Source organism: Roseibium sp. JB4-4 (genome assembly GCF_055693425.1).
In genome coordinates this window covers 3,722,133-3,739,216 of the sequence record NZ_CM146333.1, presented here as the reverse complement: position 1 = coordinate 3,739,216, position 17,084 = coordinate 3,722,133, and the positions used below count along the sequence as shown (strand labels likewise).

At 55.4% G+C, this 17,084-nt stretch carries 20 protein-coding genes and 1 pseudogene; 14 read left to right on the top strand and 7 right to left on the bottom strand.

Features of this window, described 5'->3' with window-relative positions; all coding sequences use genetic code 11:
• The first annotated feature begins 131 nt into the window (after positions 1-131).
• A complete protein-coding gene (gene acnA / locus ACZ1HV_RS17645; RefSeq protein ID WP_472715879.1) occupies positions 132-2,807 on the top strand; it encodes an aconitate hydratase AcnA in 2,676 nt (891 codons plus the stop codon).
• A 210-nt stretch (positions 2,808-3,017) separates the two neighbouring features.
• Here the strand turns inward: acnA and ACZ1HV_RS17640 are convergent, their stop codons facing one another.
• The gene (locus ACZ1HV_RS17640) at positions 3,018-3,572 is read right to left on the bottom strand and encodes a hypothetical protein (RefSeq protein ID WP_472715878.1); all 555 of its coding nucleotides are present in this window, start codon (positions 3,570-3,572) and stop codon (positions 3,018-3,020) included.
• A 4-nt stretch (positions 3,573-3,576) separates the two neighbouring features.
• Positions 3,577-4,290: a hypothetical protein gene (locus ACZ1HV_RS17635; protein WP_472715877.1), complete on the bottom strand. Its 714-nt coding sequence runs from the start codon at positions 4,288-4,290 to the stop codon at positions 3,577-3,579.
• 310 nt (positions 4,291-4,600) lie between these two features.
• Here ACZ1HV_RS17635 and ACZ1HV_RS17630 point away from each other — a divergent pair, with 310 nt between their 5' ends.
• The gene (locus tag ACZ1HV_RS17630) at positions 4,601-4,990 is read left to right on the top strand and encodes a bleomycin resistance protein (RefSeq protein WP_472715876.1); all 390 of its coding nucleotides are present in this window, start codon (positions 4,601-4,603) and stop codon (positions 4,988-4,990) included.
• Between the two features lie 7 nt (positions 4,991-4,997).
• Here ACZ1HV_RS17630 and ACZ1HV_RS17625 read toward each other — a convergent pair whose 3' ends face one another.
• A complete protein-coding gene (locus tag ACZ1HV_RS17625) occupies positions 4,998-5,159 on the bottom strand; it encodes a hypothetical protein (RefSeq protein WP_298817351.1) in 162 nt (53 codons plus the stop codon).
• Between the two features lie 39 nt (positions 5,160-5,198).
• Here ACZ1HV_RS17625 and ACZ1HV_RS17620 point away from each other — a divergent pair, with 39 nt between their 5' ends.
• A complete protein-coding gene (locus ACZ1HV_RS17620; RefSeq protein ID WP_472715875.1) occupies positions 5,199-6,167 on the top strand; it encodes a hypothetical protein in 969 nt (322 codons plus the stop codon).
• A 108-nt stretch (positions 6,168-6,275) separates the two neighbouring features.
• The gene (locus ACZ1HV_RS17615) at positions 6,276-6,869 is read left to right on the top strand and encodes a hypothetical protein (RefSeq protein WP_298963593.1); all 594 of its coding nucleotides are present in this window, start codon (positions 6,276-6,278) and stop codon (positions 6,867-6,869) included.
• A gap of 36 nt (positions 6,870-6,905) precedes the next feature.
• Here ACZ1HV_RS17615 and queF read toward each other — a convergent pair whose 3' ends face one another.
• Positions 6,906-7,373, bottom strand: a complete 468-nt coding sequence (queF, locus tag ACZ1HV_RS17610; RefSeq protein WP_298817357.1) for a preQ(1) synthase — start codon at positions 7,371-7,373, stop codon at positions 6,906-6,908.
• Between the two features lie 209 nt (positions 7,374-7,582).
• On the opposite strand from queF, the gene ACZ1HV_RS17605 reads away from it, so the two are divergent.
• Together ACZ1HV_RS17605 and ACZ1HV_RS17600 are read left to right on the top strand one after the other, a co-directional pair.
• Positions 7,583-8,272 (top strand): TetR/AcrR family transcriptional regulator, encoded by a 690-nt coding sequence (locus ACZ1HV_RS17605; RefSeq protein ID WP_472715874.1) that lies wholly within the window; start codon positions 7,583-7,585, stop codon positions 8,270-8,272.
• On the top strand, positions 8,175-8,822 hold the full coding sequence (locus ACZ1HV_RS17600) for a hypothetical protein (protein WP_472715873.1): 648 nt from the start codon (positions 8,175-8,177) through the stop codon (positions 8,820-8,822). Before ACZ1HV_RS17605 ends, ACZ1HV_RS17600 begins: the two co-directional genes overlap by 98 nt.
• A gap of 39 nt (positions 8,823-8,861) precedes the next feature.
• Here ACZ1HV_RS17600 and ACZ1HV_RS17595 read toward each other — a convergent pair whose 3' ends face one another.
• Genes ACZ1HV_RS17595 through ispG form a run of 3 tightly spaced genes read right to left on the bottom strand, consistent with a single transcriptional unit; the run spans position 8,862 to position 11,807 of the window.
• Positions 8,862-9,599, bottom strand: a complete 738-nt coding sequence (locus tag ACZ1HV_RS17595) for a DUF429 domain-containing protein (RefSeq protein WP_472715872.1) — start codon at positions 9,597-9,599, stop codon at positions 8,862-8,864.
• A complete protein-coding gene (pdxY, locus tag ACZ1HV_RS17590) occupies positions 9,592-10,491 on the bottom strand; it encodes a pyridoxal kinase (protein ID WP_472715871.1) in 900 nt (299 codons plus the stop codon). The genes ACZ1HV_RS17595 and pdxY overlap by 8 nt, the downstream gene beginning before the upstream one ends.
• 56 nt (positions 10,492-10,547) lie before the next feature.
• Positions 10,548-11,807: a flavodoxin-dependent (E)-4-hydroxy-3-methylbut-2-enyl-diphosphate synthase gene (gene ispG, locus ACZ1HV_RS17585; protein WP_472715870.1), complete on the bottom strand. Its 1,260-nt coding sequence runs from the start codon at positions 11,805-11,807 to the stop codon at positions 10,548-10,550.
• A gap of 213 nt (positions 11,808-12,020) precedes the next feature.
• Between ispG and ACZ1HV_RS17580 the strand changes: the two genes are divergently transcribed.
• From ACZ1HV_RS17580 to ACZ1HV_RS17545, 8 genes and pseudogenes are all read left to right on the top strand, one after another.
• On the top strand, positions 12,021-12,812 hold the full coding sequence (locus tag ACZ1HV_RS17580) for a hypothetical protein (RefSeq protein WP_298963580.1): 792 nt from the start codon (positions 12,021-12,023) through the stop codon (positions 12,810-12,812).
• A gap of 78 nt (positions 12,813-12,890) precedes the next feature.
• On the top strand, positions 12,891-13,160 hold the full coding sequence (locus ACZ1HV_RS17575) for a hypothetical protein (protein ID WP_472715869.1): 270 nt from the start codon (positions 12,891-12,893) through the stop codon (positions 13,158-13,160).
• A gap of 23 nt (positions 13,161-13,183) precedes the next feature.
• The gene (locus tag ACZ1HV_RS17570) at positions 13,184-13,777 is read left to right on the top strand and encodes a hypothetical protein (RefSeq protein WP_472715868.1); all 594 of its coding nucleotides are present in this window, start codon (positions 13,184-13,186) and stop codon (positions 13,775-13,777) included.
• A gap of 136 nt (positions 13,778-13,913) precedes the next feature.
• Positions 13,914-14,696 carry a 3-hydroxybutyrate dehydrogenase gene (locus tag ACZ1HV_RS17565; protein ID WP_298817376.1) on the top strand — a complete coding sequence of 261 codons (783 nt, stop codon included), beginning with the start codon at positions 13,914-13,916 and terminating at the stop codon, positions 14,694-14,696.
• A gap of 40 nt (positions 14,697-14,736) precedes the next feature.
• Positions 14,737-15,750: a patatin-like phospholipase family protein gene (locus ACZ1HV_RS17560; RefSeq protein ID WP_298817379.1), complete on the top strand. Its 1,014-nt coding sequence runs from the start codon at positions 14,737-14,739 to the stop codon at positions 15,748-15,750.
• Positions 15,751-16,179: 429 nt separating this feature from the next.
• Complete coding sequence (locus ACZ1HV_RS17555; RefSeq protein WP_472715867.1) at positions 16,180-16,347, top strand: hypothetical protein; 168 nt, start codon at positions 16,180-16,182, stop codon at positions 16,345-16,347.
• Positions 16,320-16,481: pseudogene (locus tag ACZ1HV_RS17550) on the top strand (pentapeptide repeat-containing protein); the annotation flags it as partial. The gene ACZ1HV_RS17555 and the pseudogene ACZ1HV_RS17550, both read left to right, overlap by 28 nt.
• Before the next feature lie 18 nt (positions 16,482-16,499).
• A complete protein-coding gene (locus tag ACZ1HV_RS17545) occupies positions 16,500-17,009 on the top strand; it encodes a pentapeptide repeat-containing protein (protein WP_472715866.1) in 510 nt (169 codons plus the stop codon).
• Positions 17,010-17,084 lie beyond the last annotated feature (75 nt).

The window sequence follows — 17,084 nt, the reverse complement described above, 5'->3', positions numbered from 1 at the left end:
TCTCTACCGCACCCCGCGAAACTGCGCTTGTCGATGGAGTTGTCCTGCTCCAGGCCAGCGCTTTGAGAGAGTATGCCGGGCACTGGAACAAACGCAGCCGGGCCTTTGCAAAATGAAGGAGATTGCACGTCGTGACCCAGTCCCTCGACAGCTTCAAGTGTAAGAAAACGCTGACCGCAGACGGCAAGACCTATTCCTATTTCTCGATCCCGGAAGCGGAAAAGAACGGCCTTGAGGGCGTCTCCAAACTGCCGTTTTCGCTGAAAGTTGTCCTTGAAAACCTTCTGCGGTTCGAAGACGGGCGCTCCGTAACCAAAGAAGACATTGTTGCTTGTGCGGAATGGCTCAAGACGAAAAAGTCCACACATGAAATTTCCTATCGCCCGGCCCGAGTCCTGATGCAGGATTTCACCGGTGTGCCGGCCGTGGTGGACCTGGCCGCCATGCGCGACGCGGCCGTGAAGCTTGGCGGCGATCCGAAGAAGGTGAACCCTCAGGTTCCGGTCGATCTTGTCATCGACCACTCTGTCATGATCGACTTTTTCGGCACCAAAGACGCGTTCAAGAAAAACGTCGATCTGGAATACGAACGCAACCAGGAACGGTATGAGTTTCTGCGCTGGGGTCAGTCTGCCTTCGACAACTTCCGTGCAGTCCCCCCTGGAACCGGTATTTGCCACCAGGTGAACCTTGAGTATCTGGCCCAGACCGTCTGGACCCGGGAAGAGGGCAGCGAGACAATCGCCTATCCTGATACGCTTGTTGGCACCGACAGCCACACCACCATGGTCAATGGTCTTGCCGTTCTCGGCTGGGGTGTCGGCGGTATCGAAGCGGAAGCAGCCATGCTCGGCCAGCCGATATCCATGCTGATACCGGAAGTCATCGGCTTCAAGCTGACCGGAAAGCTGAACGAAGGCATCACCGCCACCGACCTTGTGCTGCGCGTGGTTGAAATGCTGCGCCAGAAGGGTGTTGTCGGCAAATTCGTTGAATTCTTTGGTCCGGGCCTCGACAATCTCAGCCTTGAGGATGCAGCCACGATCGCCAACATGGCACCCGAATACGGCGCGACATGCGGCTTTTTCCCGGTCGACAAGGAAACACTGAAGTACCTGGAAGCTACTGGGCGCGACAAGGACCGTGTTGCACTGGTCGAAGAGTATTCCAAGGCCCAGGGCATGTTCCGCACCGGCGGCGAAGAGCCTGAATTCACCGACACGCTGGAACTCGACATTTCCACCGTCGTACCGGCCATTTCCGGTCCGAAGCGTCCGCAAGACCGTATCAACCTCTCCGATGCCGCATCCGGCTTTGCCACGACCATGGCGGAAGAGTTCAAGAAAGCGGGCGAACTCGACAAACGTGTCACCGTTGACGGCAAGGGCCACGACCTGGGCAACGGTGACGTCGTCATCGCAGCGATCACATCCTGCACCAACACATCCAATCCCTCCGTTCTGATCGGCGCCGGGCTTGTGGCCCGCAACGCCCTGGCAAAAGGACTGGACGTCAAACCCTGGGTGAAAACCTCACTGGCTCCGGGTTCCCAGGTGGTGACCGACTACCTGGAAAAAGCGGGCCTGCAGGGCGACCTCGATGCACTTGGCTTTGATCTTGCCGGTTATGGCTGCACGACCTGTATCGGCAACTCCGGTCCACTGGACCCGGCAATTTCAAAAGCAATCAACGACAACGACCTGATTGCCTGTTCCGTATTGTCGGGCAACCGCAACTTCGAAGGCCGCGTCAACCCGGATGTGCGCGCCAACTATCTGGCCTCGCCGCCGCTGGTTGTCGCCTATGCAATTGCCGGCAATCTCAACATCAATATTACCGAGGACCCTCTTGGGAATGACAAGGACGGCAACCCTGTCTATCTGAAGGACATCTGGCCGACGACGGAACAGATCAGCGATCTGATCCGCTCCTCCATCAATGAGGACATGTTCCGCACGCGCTATTCCGACGTCTTCAAGGGCGACGCGCATTGGCAGGCAATCAAGGTGGAGGGCGGCCTCACCTACACCTGGCCGGTGTCATCGACCTATGTCCAGAACCCGCCTTACTTCGAAGGCATGACCATGGAGCCGAAGCCGCTTCATGACATCAACGACGCCGCGGTCATGGGCCTTTTCCTGGACAGCATCACCACCGACCACATTTCACCGGCTGGCGCGATCAAACTCGACAGCCCGGCAGGGAAATATCTCTCTGAGCATCAGGTCGCTCAAAAGGACTTCAATTCCTACGGTTCGCGCCGTGGCAACCACGAAGTCATGATGCGCGGCACATTCGCCAACATCCGCATCAAGAACCAGATGGTTCCGGGCGTTGAAGGCGGCGTCACCATGAAGGATGGCAAGAAGGAATGGATCTACGACGCCTGCATGGAATTCAAGGAAGCCGGCACGCCGCTGGTCGTCTTTGCGGGCAAGGAATACGGCACAGGGTCGTCCCGTGACTGGGCGGCCAAAGGCACCAGTCTGCTTGGTGTGCGAGCCGTGATCGCCCAGTCTTTCGAGCGCATTCACCGCTCTAACCTGGTCGGTATGGGCGTCATTCCACTCACCTTCAAGGAGGGCGAAAGCTGGCAGTCGCACAACATCACCGGCAAGGAGCGCGTCACCATCAAGGGCATCGCCGACATTCAGCCGCGCCAGATGATGGATATGGAAGTCACCTATGAGGACGGCACCACCAAAACCATCGAGTGCCTGTGCCGTGTCGATACCGAGGATGAGCTGGAATACATCAAGGCCGGTGGCATTCTGCACTATGTGCTCCGGAACCTTGTGACGAGCTAAGGCGAATTACGCACGAACGACAAGTTCAGGGCCGCTTAACCAGCGGCCTTGATGACACCAAGCCTGGCAAGCCCGTTGCTCTTTCCACGTCCTTGGAAGGCTATCAGTTTCCAGAAAGGGTGCCCGAGGCCGACTGTATCACTTGATAAAAGATACTCTGCGTTGAGCCTGAGTCCACGAAATCGCTGAAAATTTTGTAGTTGCAGTAATTTACGACCACAAACACGGAAATTGCTGCAGCCATATCCGGAATCGCGGCTTTATAACAAAGCCGGAAACCCGCCCGCCATCATCGTTCTTCTTGAGCGACAAGACGTCGGAGAATGTCATCAGCACGAAAAAGGCGGCCGCAAGCGCTGGGTAGGCCAATGAGAGACTTTCGATGTCGTTATAAAGGGGGAATGCATCGCCCCAAATGAAAACGGCAGTAAGAACGGTTACCAGCGTTACGGTGTAATGGCCGGCGAGAAGCATAAAGACCCTTCGGGGTTGGATGCTTTCTATTTGGAATAGAATTCTCGCCATGGCCGTAACGAGCGAAAGTACGATGATCAAAAGCAAAATGAAGCTGGTTTGAAATGCGACAGTCGCAAGCTTTTCTTGAAGCCCCAGGAAAGGAGCACAATAGACGCTCAGCAATGCAAGCAGCGACGCGACCGCAACAAGCTCCTGCCAGCCGACGTCTTTGGTCTCGAACACGGTGATGTAGTTGGTGCGCCAGATCTGAACCAGCGTCTTGTCGTACTCTTCTGACACCTCTGCCATTTCTTCAGTTTTCTTCGAAAAATTTGAGAGTGAAATTCACCGATGTTGGCGTCGAGTTTAAAAATATATCATTGAAGGCCAAGTAAAGGCCGACATGATCAGCTCTTAAGGTCCTGTATATTCTCACACATACCTTACCGGGCCCGCCATATCTTTGCATCACCACTTCCAGGATGTGGTTCAAAGTGTCGCCCGACAAGTTCATGTTGCCAGGGAACGCAAAGTTACTTCGTTTGGTAACATCGCTAAACGTATCGGTGCCATCATTGAAGGTGAGGTGCCAACCCTTCTTTTTGTCGAACAGGTATCGAGCCCTTGAGACCAGTGACGATCCGGATGGCAATGCACTGAGGTGGACATCCTGGTAAACGTCCAGGTCGACGTCCGCGACAAGATTAGCGTTGAACGGAGGACGGGAAAATCTTTTGTCGAACTCAGCTCTAAGAGCCCTTTTGAGATTGTCACCATACCCGACAAGCGCGCTCTTCCTGTATTCAAAGGTCTCCGACAGTTTGCCGCTTTTGACGAGGTAATAATTCTCGCGCTTTGGTGCAGTCGTGTAATAGATCGCTTCGACCGGAACTTCGCTCTCAAATTCTGACACCAGAAGACTGTTCACCCTGCGAATGCTTGCTGGACGCCATTCATCGTCGGAATGTCTCGATTTATACTTATAGTAAACACCTTCACCAACACCGGAATTCTCGTGAAAACTCACGAAATCAGCAGGACATGAAATATATTCGCTGCTTATCGCTGCAGTAGACCAGGAAAACGCAGTAAATAAAGCGAAGAGCGGCTTGATTAAGCTAGAGCCGAACATAAAATTTTCCCCAAAACCCCTAACCTGCTATTCTATCTTAAGGTGAGATTTTCCAAAAAGCCAACCTGCTTTCGGACACCTGATTGCGACTGCTCCGGGACCTCTGACTTTGTTGAGGGCCTGATAATAAGACGCTGCCCAGCGGAGAAATACTTCGGCTCACAGTCTACCGCGAAGTTCCTGCGGCGTTCTCTGGGAGATTTCCATGTCAGATCCAAATTCATCCCAACTTTCCCTCATCGCGCCGGTGTTTCCCGTTAGTGACGTGGCTACAGCTGTCGCCTATTACCGCGACAGGTTGCTGTTCGAGGTTCGTTTCGAATGGGCGGATAGCGAAGGAGAGCCTGCGCGTTATGCCATTCTCGGCAGAGACAAGATTGAGCTCCACCTGACAGGGGGCGACGCGCTTCACCCAAGGACGGCCTATTGCTTCGTCGAAGGCATCGACGACTACTACGCACTGGCAAGAAAGGCCGGAGCCAACATCACTGAGGACATTGGCGACCAGCCCTGGGAGATGCGTGAGTTCGAAACAAAGGACCCGGACGGCAACGCACTGATATTTGGTGAACATCTCAGCCGGATAACCGATTGAACAGGCTTCAAGTCTGGTCAGACTTTCCAACTTCGTCACCGGCCTGATCGAGAGAGACAAGCGCTTCCCGGGCGGTTTTTGGTTGCGCGTGATGCAGGAAGCCCGCAACCGCTGTCCCGTGATTGTCGTCACATCGCACTTTTGAGCACTGACCTAAGGTAACCCGCATTGAACGCCTTCCGAACTATTCGGATACCGGAGACGATATATGTGGGACTTTGATTTCGGACGCGCCATCGGCCTGATGGTGCAGACTTTGCCTTATCTTATTTTTCGAGTGATCGTTTATGGCGCCATGGCCGCCGCCTATGTGATCGCGACCGGCCTTGGTGCCGGTGTCGGCTATGGTCTCGGCTGGATTGGCGGGCCTGACAGCCAGGCCGGCTTCGCCTTCTGGGGTGGGTTGCTGGGTTTCGGCCTGACCGCCACAGCGATTTACCTCTTGCGCGAATACCTGCTTTACACCGTAAAGGCCGGTCACATCGCGGTTCTGGTGGAGCTGATGGACGGCAAGGAACTGCCGGACGGCCAAGGACAGGTTTCTTATGGTGCGAGTGTCGTAAAAGACCGCTTTGTCCAGTCCAGCGCCCTTTTCGGTCTGGATCAGTTGATCAAAGGCGTTGTCCGGTCTATCAGCAGATTTGCCGAAGGCATTGCCTCGATCCTGCCGGTCCCGGGCTTGAACGGACTGATGTCCCTTTTCCGGGCTTTCTTGAAGGTTGCAGTCGGTTTTGTGGACGAGGTTATCCTGGCGCACGCGATCCGGACCCGCTCGGACAATGCCTGGGGTTCGGCCCGTGAAGCTCTGGTGCTTTACGGCCAGAACTATAAGCCCATGTTGAAGAATGCCGCCTTCATCGCACTTTTCACTTATCTCCTCGCCTTTGTGGTGTTCCTGGTGATGCTCGCGCCGGCTGCGGCGATTGTTTACCTGATACCCGGCTCCTGGAGTTTTGGCGCGCTGGTGTTTGCCCTTGTCTTTGCCTGGGCGGTGAAGGCTGCAGTGCTGGAGCCGCTGGCCATCACACTGATGATGCAGGTCTATTTCAAGGTGACCGACGGCCAGGTGCCGAACCCCGAATGGGATGCGCGGCTGTCTGAAATGTCGGACAAGTTTCAGGAGATCAAGGAAAAGGCCTTCACATCCAGCACCGGCGCTGCTGCACCGGCTGAATAAGGTCGATTTCACCACGCGAGTTGGTGAGGAACAAGATTGTCAGGCGAACGCAAACGGTGTTCCATGCCTGACAATCATCTTCTGTTTCAGATTTCGACGGGGGTTTTCATGAAGTCGATTGTGAGCGCTGTTCTTTTTCTGGGACTGTCAGGACAAGTCGCCCTGGCGGATCCGTGCCAGGACCGCTTCACCGAGCTTTATCTGCAGCTCGATCAGGGCGTTCCAACAAAAACGATCGCGATCAACGCCTTCAAGGGCGCTCCGCCTTCAACCAATGAATTTTTATATCTGAACGAGAATCACTATCTGACAGTTCCAACCGAGCCGGCAGGTCCCTGGGTTCTTGGATATGAGAACGTGCTCTACCAATCAGCAGATGATGGAAAGAGCTGGCAAAAGATCCGGGAGATGGACACGGGTGGCAATGCTGACCAGGCCCGGGCAGACAAGTTGGCGAACGCGGAAACCATTCGGAATGCAGCTTGTTCAGAAGAAGAAGTCGACGGCGAAACTCTGGATGTAGTCGCAGCCGATATCACAGTCAGCCAAGGCATGGTCACGGAAAACCGTTACACCTATTGGGTCCGGCGGGCTGACAGTTTTATCGTCAAGGCAGTCTATGACACCAAGGCACCAAACTTCGAGATGGTGGTCACACAGACAATCGAAAAAGCTCCGGGCCTGACCCTGCCGACACCCTAAGCAGCCTGAACGCTCACAATTGGCTTTGCGAAAGACTCATCCTCTGCCGCGATAGGGCGGCACGCCCTGATCCGGGATCCAGACACCTTCCGGCGCGGTCCCCGTTTGATAAAAAACATCAATCGGAATTCCGCCCCGCGGATACCAGTAACCGCCGATCCTCAGCCAGTCCGGCTGGAGCAGGTCGACGAGACGCTTTGCAATTGAGATCGTGCAATCCTCATGAAATGCCCCGTGGTTGCGGAAAGAGCCCAGAAACAATTTCAAGGACTTGCTCTCAACCAGAAAATCCTTGGGGACATAGTCAATCACCAGATGCGCGAAATCCGGCGCCCCCGTAATGGGGCAAAGGGATGTAAATTCCGGTGCGACGAACCGCACCATATAGCCGGTCCCAGCCTGGGGGTTTGGCACCTTTTCCAGGACGGCCTTCTCCGGATCCTCCGGCAACCCGGTGGATGTTCCAAGCTGAGTGAGGTTTTCATAGATGCTCTTGTCGCTCATGCGAATTTCCAAAACCCTGAGATGTCCCGAAATGGCCGGCAGTGGTGTGACTGTGGCAGGACGGCCTTTTAACAGGTTCTCTTTGAAAGAGAAAATCACGGACTGACGCAAGGCGAAGCGCATCGTTTCCGTTACGAAAAATCTGGCATTGACATTTCTCTACAATTGCATAGAAATTAGTTTCTATACAAATGAAGAGAAACAGTCTTATGGCTAGACCAAAGGGTTATGACCCCGAAGAAGTTGTGAAGCGTGCCACCTACGCTTTCTGGCAACACGGCTACCAGGCACTGGGTGTCCGTGAGCTGGAACGCCTGACCGGGCTCAATCAGTTTGCGCTCCGGAGTGAATTTGGTGGCAAGGAGGGACTGTATCTTGCCGCACTCCGGTTTTATTCCGAACAGGCAAATTCGATCGCAATGGAGCCCATGAGGGACAGTGGCAGCATCCCCGAAATCATTGCTTTTCTCAGGTCCCTGATAACCGATGGCTCGATGACTTCGAGCCCTTATGGATGCCTCGTCGTCAATACCGGTATCGAGAATGCACGGGTCGGCAGCGCCGACCTGGACAAGGCGGCCAGACACTATTGGGACGCGCTGGAAAACTGTTTCGAGGCTTGCCTGCAGAACGCACTCGATGCCGGACGAATATCAACTTCGACAGACATCAAAGCTTTTGCCAAGGGGCTGGTGTCGGCGGTGATGGGTGTCCACACCCAGAACCGGCTGGAGGAAAAAACAACGCAGGCAGGCACCTCGTCGACCTTTTGTGCGAACAGCTCACCGCTATGGAGACGTCATGAGCAGGCCTGCAGCTACCCTTGTCCGGATAGAGGGACACGAAAGCCTCTGGACCATCCAGCGCGGCAATCTCAGATGCAATGTCGTCGGTCTTGAGGGCGGCGGGACGTGTCTTTATAGCCCCGTTGAAAAGACCAGCGGTGTCGCCGCCGAAGCGGCCCCGATCCGCTTCCTGCTGGCACCCAACCACTATCACAACAAGGCCGTTCCTGAGCACATTGAAGCGTACCCGCACGCAAAGCCGGTTTGCTCCGAGAATGCCAGGCCAAGACTTGAAAAAATCACCGGAACGCCATTCGGTTCATTGTCCGCACTGGCCGAAGCTCTCCCTGACCATATTACCCTTCTTGAGCCCGATGGTCTGAAAACCGGCGAGGTTTGGCTCCGAGTGAAGGGCGATGGCGGCGTTGCCTGGGTTGTCACAGATGCATTTTGCGGCGTTTCGGACAAGAATACTCCTGAACCAGCTCTTGGCTTCCTGAAGACATTCCCGAAATACGGCCTTGCTGACAAAGAGATGTTTTCAGCCTGGGCTCAAGAGTGCTTGGAGCATGAGACGCCGAACATGATCATTCCATGCCATGGCGGCATCGTGAGAGGAACTGATCTTAAGGCCGATATTCTGGGTCTGCTTGAAACGCTTTGAGTTCTAAGCCGGGAGCCTTGAAACGCGTCCAATTTTGCATCACGCCCAGATCGCCATCCGCAAGGCCCGGTCGTCTCGCCGATAGTCCTTCGGAAAGGGTTCAGCCTCGCCCTTCAAGATCCGCTCGGCAATGAGAGAATTGGCAGCCGCATCCAGAAGGTCATCCCGGCCACAGCCTCGCGGTGGTTTCTGGTCCAGAAAGTCTCGCGGCGTTCCGTGTGACATGAGCAGATCCCGCCGCTGATCCAGTCCATCCGGATTGGCCCGGCTTTTGATCTTTTTCGGAAGGCTCATCGCCTGCTCACCGTTCAGCCGCCAGAAGGCAAGTTCGGGGTGCACTTCAAACACCCGTGCCTCCAGCTCCGGTGTCATAACCGCATCAATGTCGCGCATTTTCGGAAAGAGATAAAAACACTGCTTGGAAACCTTCTTGGGAGGTTGCGACGTTCTCATCGCAACCTCGCAAGCCAGGCGATAATCCTCTTCATAAACGGCAGGGCGCGCCGGAACCTGAAAGACGGACGACTGGCGGTCACCAAGGTGCCGACGGACGGCTTTTTCCGGTCCCCGCCCTCCAGGTCCGATCGTGTCCGGCAAACCAATCGGCATATCGACGGCAATGACCGAGAGGAAGGGCTGTTGCTGAAGAATGTCTGCAAACGCTGGAAACACTTTCAAGGCAATATCAGCCGGATCGGTCAGATTACGGAGCACCGCGACCCAGCCGATCTTGCAACCGTCGACACCGGCAACATATTTCGGCCGGTCTTCAGGCACGTGACTTTGCTTCCAATATCCGCCTTGAGGTTACGAGCGCCATGGCGCGGACAACCGACTGCTGTTCTTCAGCAAACAGCAATTCATCAGCACCCTTTTTGACACTTCGCGCAACAAGCTCAAAAACCGAGGCAGAAGCCCTTTTGAGAGCCTCTTCGTCATCAAGGCCTTCCAGAGAGTTGCTCAAGAACAGTCCGGCAATCAGATCACCCGTTCCGTGCGGCGGGTTCGCAATGGCCGCATGCTCGGCGGCAACAGCACCTCGAGGCCCCGCCAGCAAATTTGCAATCGCATTCCGTCGCATCGCTGGTGAGGAGGTCACAAGAACCCGCTCGTTGCAAAGGGTCCGAGCGGCTGCCAGTGCGTCAAGTTCGCTTTCAACAGTCCGGCCTGTCAGCCAACCGAGCTCAAATGTGTTGGGTGTGACGATATCCGCAAGTGGAACCAGCCGGTCACGTATCGCATGCGCCGTTGCCTCGGGAACGTAAAGACCACCTCCGGAGGCGGAGGTATGGTCACCCATGACCGGGTCGCACAAATAAGGTGTGCCGGGCGCTTTTTGTTTGACGGCTTCCACCAGACCGGCAACGGCTTCCGCTTGCGAAGCCTCACCAAGATACCCTGAAATCACAGCTCCGATTTCACCAATCTTGTCCGAGCCCGCAAGGTCCGCGGCAATGGAATTGAAATCGGCGCTTGCCGGAACGATCCGGGTTCCTTTGCCATGCCCGGGATGCCAGGGAAGCAGAATAGTAGGCAGGAACCAGACATCATGCCCAATCCGTTCCAGCGCGAAACTCAAGCCTCTACCGCTGATCCCCCCGCGCACCACCTGTGACGTGATGACAAGGATCGGCTTCTTCAGTGGCTCGGGGTCACCATGCGTCATCATCTGCGTGTTCCCTGGAAGAGCGCCTTTATCAGCTGATATCAGAAGGCCCGGATGCCTTATGCGGCATCCGAAGTGGATTTCGGACCGGGTCCATAACGTTTTTCAATATAATCCAGCACCATCTGCTTGAACTCGTCGGCAATACCTTCGCCGCGCAGCGTTGCAACTTTCTCACCGTCGACAAACACCGGTGCTGACGGTGTCTCGCCGGTTCCGGGCAGCGAAATGCCGATGTCTGCGTGCTTGGACTCGCCCGGGCCGTTGACGATACAGCCCATGACAGCAACGTTGAGATTTTCAACACCTGGATATTGTTCCCGCCAGGACGGCATGGACGCCCGAATGTGGTCCTGAATATCGCCCGCGAGTTCCTGGAACACAGTCGATGTTGTCCGCCCGCATCCTGGGCATGCGGCGACAATCGGCACGAATGCACGAAAGCCCATGACCTGCAAAAGCTCCTGCGCGACCTGCACTTCCCTGGTGCGGTCACCGCCGGGTTCCGGCGTCAGCGATACCCGAATGGTGTCGCCGATGCCCTGCTGAAGCAGGATCCCCATGGAGGCTGCGGAAGAAACAATCCCTTTGGTACCCATACCGGCCTCGGTCAGGCCAAGATGCAGGGCGTAGTCGCACCGGCGTGCCAGATCGGAATAAACGGCGATCAGATCCTGGACCTGGCTGACCTTTGCCGAAAGGATGATCTTGTCCCGTCCCATCCCAAGAGCTTCGGCACGCTCGGCTGACAAAAGCCCGGACTGGATAATCGCCTCGCGCATAACGGCCGAGGCCGAAACGGGCGCAACACTTTCCGCGTTTTCATCCATCAGCTTTGTTAAAAGCTCCTGGTCAAGCGATCCCCAGTTCACACCGATCCGCACCGGCTTGTCATGTTTGAGCGCAATGTCGATGATTTGGGAGAACTGAGTGTCACGCTTCGCCTTGAAGCCGACATTGCCAGGATTGATCCGGTATTTGTCGAGAGCGGCGGCACAGTCCGGATAGTCATTGAGCAGCTTGTGGCCGATATAGTGAAAGTCGCCGACCAGCGGTACGTCTACGCCAATTCTATCAAGCCGTTCCTTGATCCGCGGCACCTGGGCGGCGGCCTCTGCCCGGTCAACCGTGATCCGCACGACTTCCGACCCGGCACGAGCCAGTGCTGCCACTTGAGCAACGGTTGAATCCGCATCTGCGGTATCTGTGTTGGTCATCGATTGCACCACAATCGGTGCGCCGCCACCGACCATGACATTGCCAACGCTCACACCGACGGAATTGCGGCGTGGCAGCGGGTTTGCGAAATCATCAATCATGACAGAAACCAATCGGACCTTTCACGTTTGCCAACCATATGAGGCATCTTGGCGCGACTTTCCAGCGAAGGATTAAAGGCTGCGGCGAAAAAGGACAATTTACACCGGCACGATCCGCACGCTTGCCAGCTTTCGTTGCATTCGCCAATCCGAACAATTACAAGGCCGAGACAGTTTTAGACCTTTCGTTCCGGCTCATTTCAGGGAAACCGCATGTTCAAACGGCTTCTGACCGACTCAATCGCCATTGTGTTCGGCAATCTCGAAACGGTATTCAAAACATGCGGAGCCTGGTTTGCGCTTCAATTCGTCTTGTCATTGATCGTACTGATGATAGGCGGTGATATCTCAGGGGAAGCCGAAGTCGGCAATCTGTCGGGCACCGGCATACTTTTGATCCTGATCAGCGCTGTGGTTGCCTTGGCAGCGTCCGCCTCCATAGCGGTTGCCTGGCACAGATTCGGTCTTCTGGGCGAACAACCGGCAACATTTCACCTCAGACTTGGCCCCCTTGAGCTGCAGTTTGTCTGGAAATTGATCCAGCTGTTTTTCATTTCAATGCTGGTGCTCATACCGGTCATGATCGTGGTGTCGCTGCTGGGTATGGCATTGCCGCCGGTTGTCGGGACCCTTCTGGCCGCAGGCCTCATGCTCTTCTGGATCATGCCACATCTGGTGCGGCTGAATCTCGCCTTGCCGGCCGTTGCGATTGAAAGGCCGATGGGCATCATGGAAGCGCACAGGCTCGGCAACGGACTGGGTTGGCGCATGCTCTGGTCGCTGATTGTCCTGTCTCTTCCTTTCCTGCTCGTCAGCATGGGCCTTCAATATGTTCTGGCGCTTGCCGGGGCCAGCCTGCCGGTCGTTCTCATTCAGATCAAGGTTCTGGTTCTGAACGTGTTGCTGCAGATCATCGTGACGGTGCTCGGCATCTCTGTGATTACAGCCGGATACCGCATTGCGACAGAGCAGCCTGAAACTGCTGACAAGCCCGAACTGAACTGACCAGGACGGCCCCATCTGGTGTTTTTTGAGCAGAATCCCTACCTTGGGCAATGACAGCGGTCTATCCGGGAGCAGGATATGTTCATTACCGTTCTGGAACGGTCGTTTTCCTTGGCACAGCACAACGTCGGCACGCTTTTCAAAACCGGCTGGGCCTATATCCTTCTTCTAATAGCTCTCAATTTTGCGATTGGTGGCACATTGATGCCTGAAAATGGCTTCAAGACCGTTTCCTACATGACGGAGCCAGTGGCAGAAGCCGACGAGGGGCGCTGCGCGCGCTGGCGGCGATCGCCAACCTGCTGGTCGGGTTTTCAATTGCGATTGCCTACGTTCGCCGCATTCTGATCGAAGCCAACGACTTTCCGATTGTGTTCGGCAAACGCACCATTCGCGTCATTCTCAACCAGATCATCCTGGGGTTGATCGGCATGCTGTCGCTGATACCTCTGGTCATAGTTGCCTCCCTGCTGGCAGCCGTAACCGCCGGCTTCGGTCTGCTGCTTCTTTTTCTGGCACCTTTCATTGCGCTCATGGTGGTCCAGCGCCTGTCGGTTGTCTTGCCGGCCGCGGCCGTCGACGACCCCCTCACCTTGAAAGAAAGCTGGCGGGCAACGTCGGGGCTTGGTTGGGCCATGGCTTTTGCAGCCCTGGTCATGAGCCTTCTAGCCGGGTTTCTGATCGCGATGTGGGGCTTGCTGCTCAGCATCAGCGATGGCTTGTTGCCCACCAGCGAACTTTGGCCGCAAATCAGGTCTGCCATATTCCCGATGGGCACCATGCTCATCTTCGTCTGGATCTTCGCCAGCCTCCATGCCACGTTCTACGGGCTAATCCGCGAGCGTTTTGCTGAGAAGCTAGGGTTGAGGACCGAGGACTACACAATGGCGGACGAAATAAAATCCGCCGCGCGCGCCAAAGCACGCAAAGCCTTGGCCGGAGCCCACAAGATGGATCGGCGCTAGTCAACTTTGGAAAACTCGCATTGGACCAATGTCGAGCATTTGTGACGCGTCAATCACTTTTCAGCATTCCGATGTTGCAGCGCGGCGAGAACTGGTCGAATGTTGGCCAACTGTTTTTCTCATTGGGAGATCTTGAATGCTTGCCAACAAAACCGCCGTCGTAACTGGCTCCACATCCGGCATCGGCCTTGGGTGTGCCAGAGCATTTGCGGCAAAGGGTGCCAATGTGGTGATCAACGGCCTCGGTGATGCAGACGAGATCGAGAAGACCCGCGCGGCCGTTGAAACCGATTTTGGTGTGCGCTGCACCTATTCAGGTGCAAACATGCTGAGCGGTGATGAAATCGCCGCCATGATCTCCGACGCGGAGAAGGAATTCGGATCCGTCGATATCCTTGTAAACAATGCGGGCATCCAACATGTTTCTCCCGTCGACGAATTCCCGGTCGACAAGTGGGACGCGATCATCGCCATCAACCTGTCTTCTGCCTTCCATGCTGTTCGCGCGGCCTTGCCGGGTATGAAAAAGCGTGGTTGGGGCCGGGTCATAAACACTGCCTCGGCGCACGCGTTAGTCGCCTCGCCGTATAAATCCGCTTATGTGGCTGCGAAGCACGGAATTGCCGGCCTGACAAAAACCGTTGCCCTGGAAGTTGCCGAACAAGGCATTACGGTCAATGCGATCTGCCCCGGTTACGTTTGGACGCCCTTGGTGGAGCGGCAGATCCCCGACACCATGAAAGCGCGCAACATGACCGAAGAAGAGGTCAAGAAAGACGTTCTGCTGAAGGCCCAGCCGACCAAACAATTCGTAACCATCGAGCAGGTCGCCGCCTATGCCGCATTCCTGTGCTCAGACGATGCTGCGTCAATTACAGGTTCGATCCTGCCGATCGACGGCGGCTGGACCGCACAATAACGCCTGTCAGGCTGATGACAGCTGATCACGGAGGGCTGTCGTGGCCTCGCCCAAGAAAATAAATCTCGCTCTTCAAGGTGGCGGTGCTCACGGCGCCTTCACCTGGGGTGTGCTCGACTGGTTCCTGGAAGACAGCCGCTTTGCCATAGATGCCATCACTGGGACATCCGCCGGTGCCATGAATGCTGTTGTCATGGCCAGTGGTATGGAAGCAGGCGGAGAAGACGGAGCCAGAGCCAGCCTTGAAGCTTTCTGGCGCGAAGTCAGCGCACGCGCCCAGTTCAGCCCGATACAACGCTCGCCGCTCGACATTCTGCTGGGAGAATGGAGCCTCGACCATTCGCCGAGCTATCTTTATTTCGACGTCATGTCGCGCTTCGCCTCTCCTTATGAGTTCAATCCACTGAACATGAATCCGCTCAGGGACGTCGTCGACGACATCGTCGACTTCGAGAAAGTGCACTGTTGTTCGGGGTTAAAGTTGTTCATTGCCGCAACCAATGTTTTTTCGGGCAAAATTCGGATCTTCAGCGAAAAGGAAGTCACGATCGATGCGGTGATGGCCTCAGCCTGTCTGCCGCAACTGTTCCAGGCCGTCGAGATTGACGGCGAGCCTTATTGGGATGGGGGTTTCATGGGCAATCCGCCCCTTTATCCGCTGTTCTACAACACGGATACTCCGGATGTTGTCCTTATCCAGATCAATCCGCTAGAGCGCAGACAAGTGCCCAAAACGGCGCGGGAAATCGTCAATAGACTGAACGAGATCACTTTCAACTCAACGCTGCTTCGGGAACTGCGTGCGATCGATTTCGTTACGCGGCTTATTGAGGACGGCAAGCTGTCCGATGAAGAATACACCAAGGTGCACATGCACCGGATATTCGCCAGCGAACTGAAACCGCTGCAGGCATCGTCCAAACTCAATGCCGAATGGAGCTTCCTGACCGAATTGCGGGATCTTGGGCGCGAAACCGCCAAAGTATGGCTGGACACGCACTACGAAGACATCGGCAAACGGTCGACCATCGACCTGCAGTCGGAAATCTCTTAACGCTTTGCTAACCGTATCTTGCAGGCAGCCTTGCAAATTGCAATGCACGAATGGTGAAGCAATTCTAAATGAAATCAGCATCTAGTGCTGCGGGAGCACCGCGTGGCCAGATCTTGATACATTACTGGCAATTTCAAACTGGCAAGGCTTTTGCGAATGGAATGGTACGCTGATTGTCAGGTTGTGCGTCGTCAGCGCTTTTGTGATGGAAGAAGCGGGCATCTGCGACCCCGCCCGCTTCTTCCTTCCGCCCCTTCCCGGCCAGTCATTTCCCCACTGCAATTCCTTTGAAGGCGCTCGGTGTAATCAGCACTTCTTGACGTCCATCTCATTTCTTTTTCATATTTTCCGGTCTAGTAGGGCGCAACGGTCCTTAAACTGCCGTTTTGGAGACCTATTTCTATAGAAGCATTCAAAAAGGGATGAGCAATGGGCGACAAGGTATTCCAAATTCTGGCAGGCTGCCTCGGCGCCTTTGCGCTATTTGCCGTTTCCGGCAGCGCAATCGCCGATAGTGACCTGGAACGCATGGCGGAGATCAAGGAAAAGGGGGATGCCCGCGCTGCGATCTGCGCCTGGCTGAACTCAGGTTCTTAAATGTCGAAAATGCCGACTTCAGCCGCGCCAATCTTCGGGAAGTTGATCTCAAGGAGGCGATCCTACCCAATGCGAATTTTCAAAGAGCGGATTTTCGCAGAGCGGAAGCTGAGCGTGCGGACTTTTCCGGCAGTGACTTTACAGACGCAACCATGCGCTCCGTCGATCTGGAAAAAGCAAACTTGAGCAACGCCAAGTTTGAGGACACGGACCTTCGCGAAGCCGACCTGAACACAACCATCCTGACTGGCGCCGTGTTCGATGGTTCGGACATCAGAAATGCCTCTTTCATCAGATCCGTTGCTGAAAACGCGTCCTTCAAAGGCGCAAAAATGGACGAGGTCAATCTGGAGCGAGTCGACCTGAGCAACGCCAATTTTGAAAATGCCCGGCTTCGTCAGGCAAAGCTCGACCGCATCAAGGCTCACAATGCCAATTTCGCGGATGCGGATTTCAGCGGCGTCCGCCTCGTCAGTGCGGATCTGACGGGCGCCAATTTGACGGGCGTCGATTTTGATGGCGCGCTGCTCAGGAGAACACGCCTTGTCGGCGCGGATCTGACGGGTGCCAGCAATCTTGATCCCAGCCGTATTCTTGGCGCTTGTGGAGACGAAAACACCAAACTGCCGAGCGGTATCAAGCTGATCAAATGTTCCTATTAGGTCCGGATGCCGACCGGAACCTGAAGCGATAGGAAAGGTTTGTCCCACTTGATTTTTCTTGCGACCAGAAAAAGC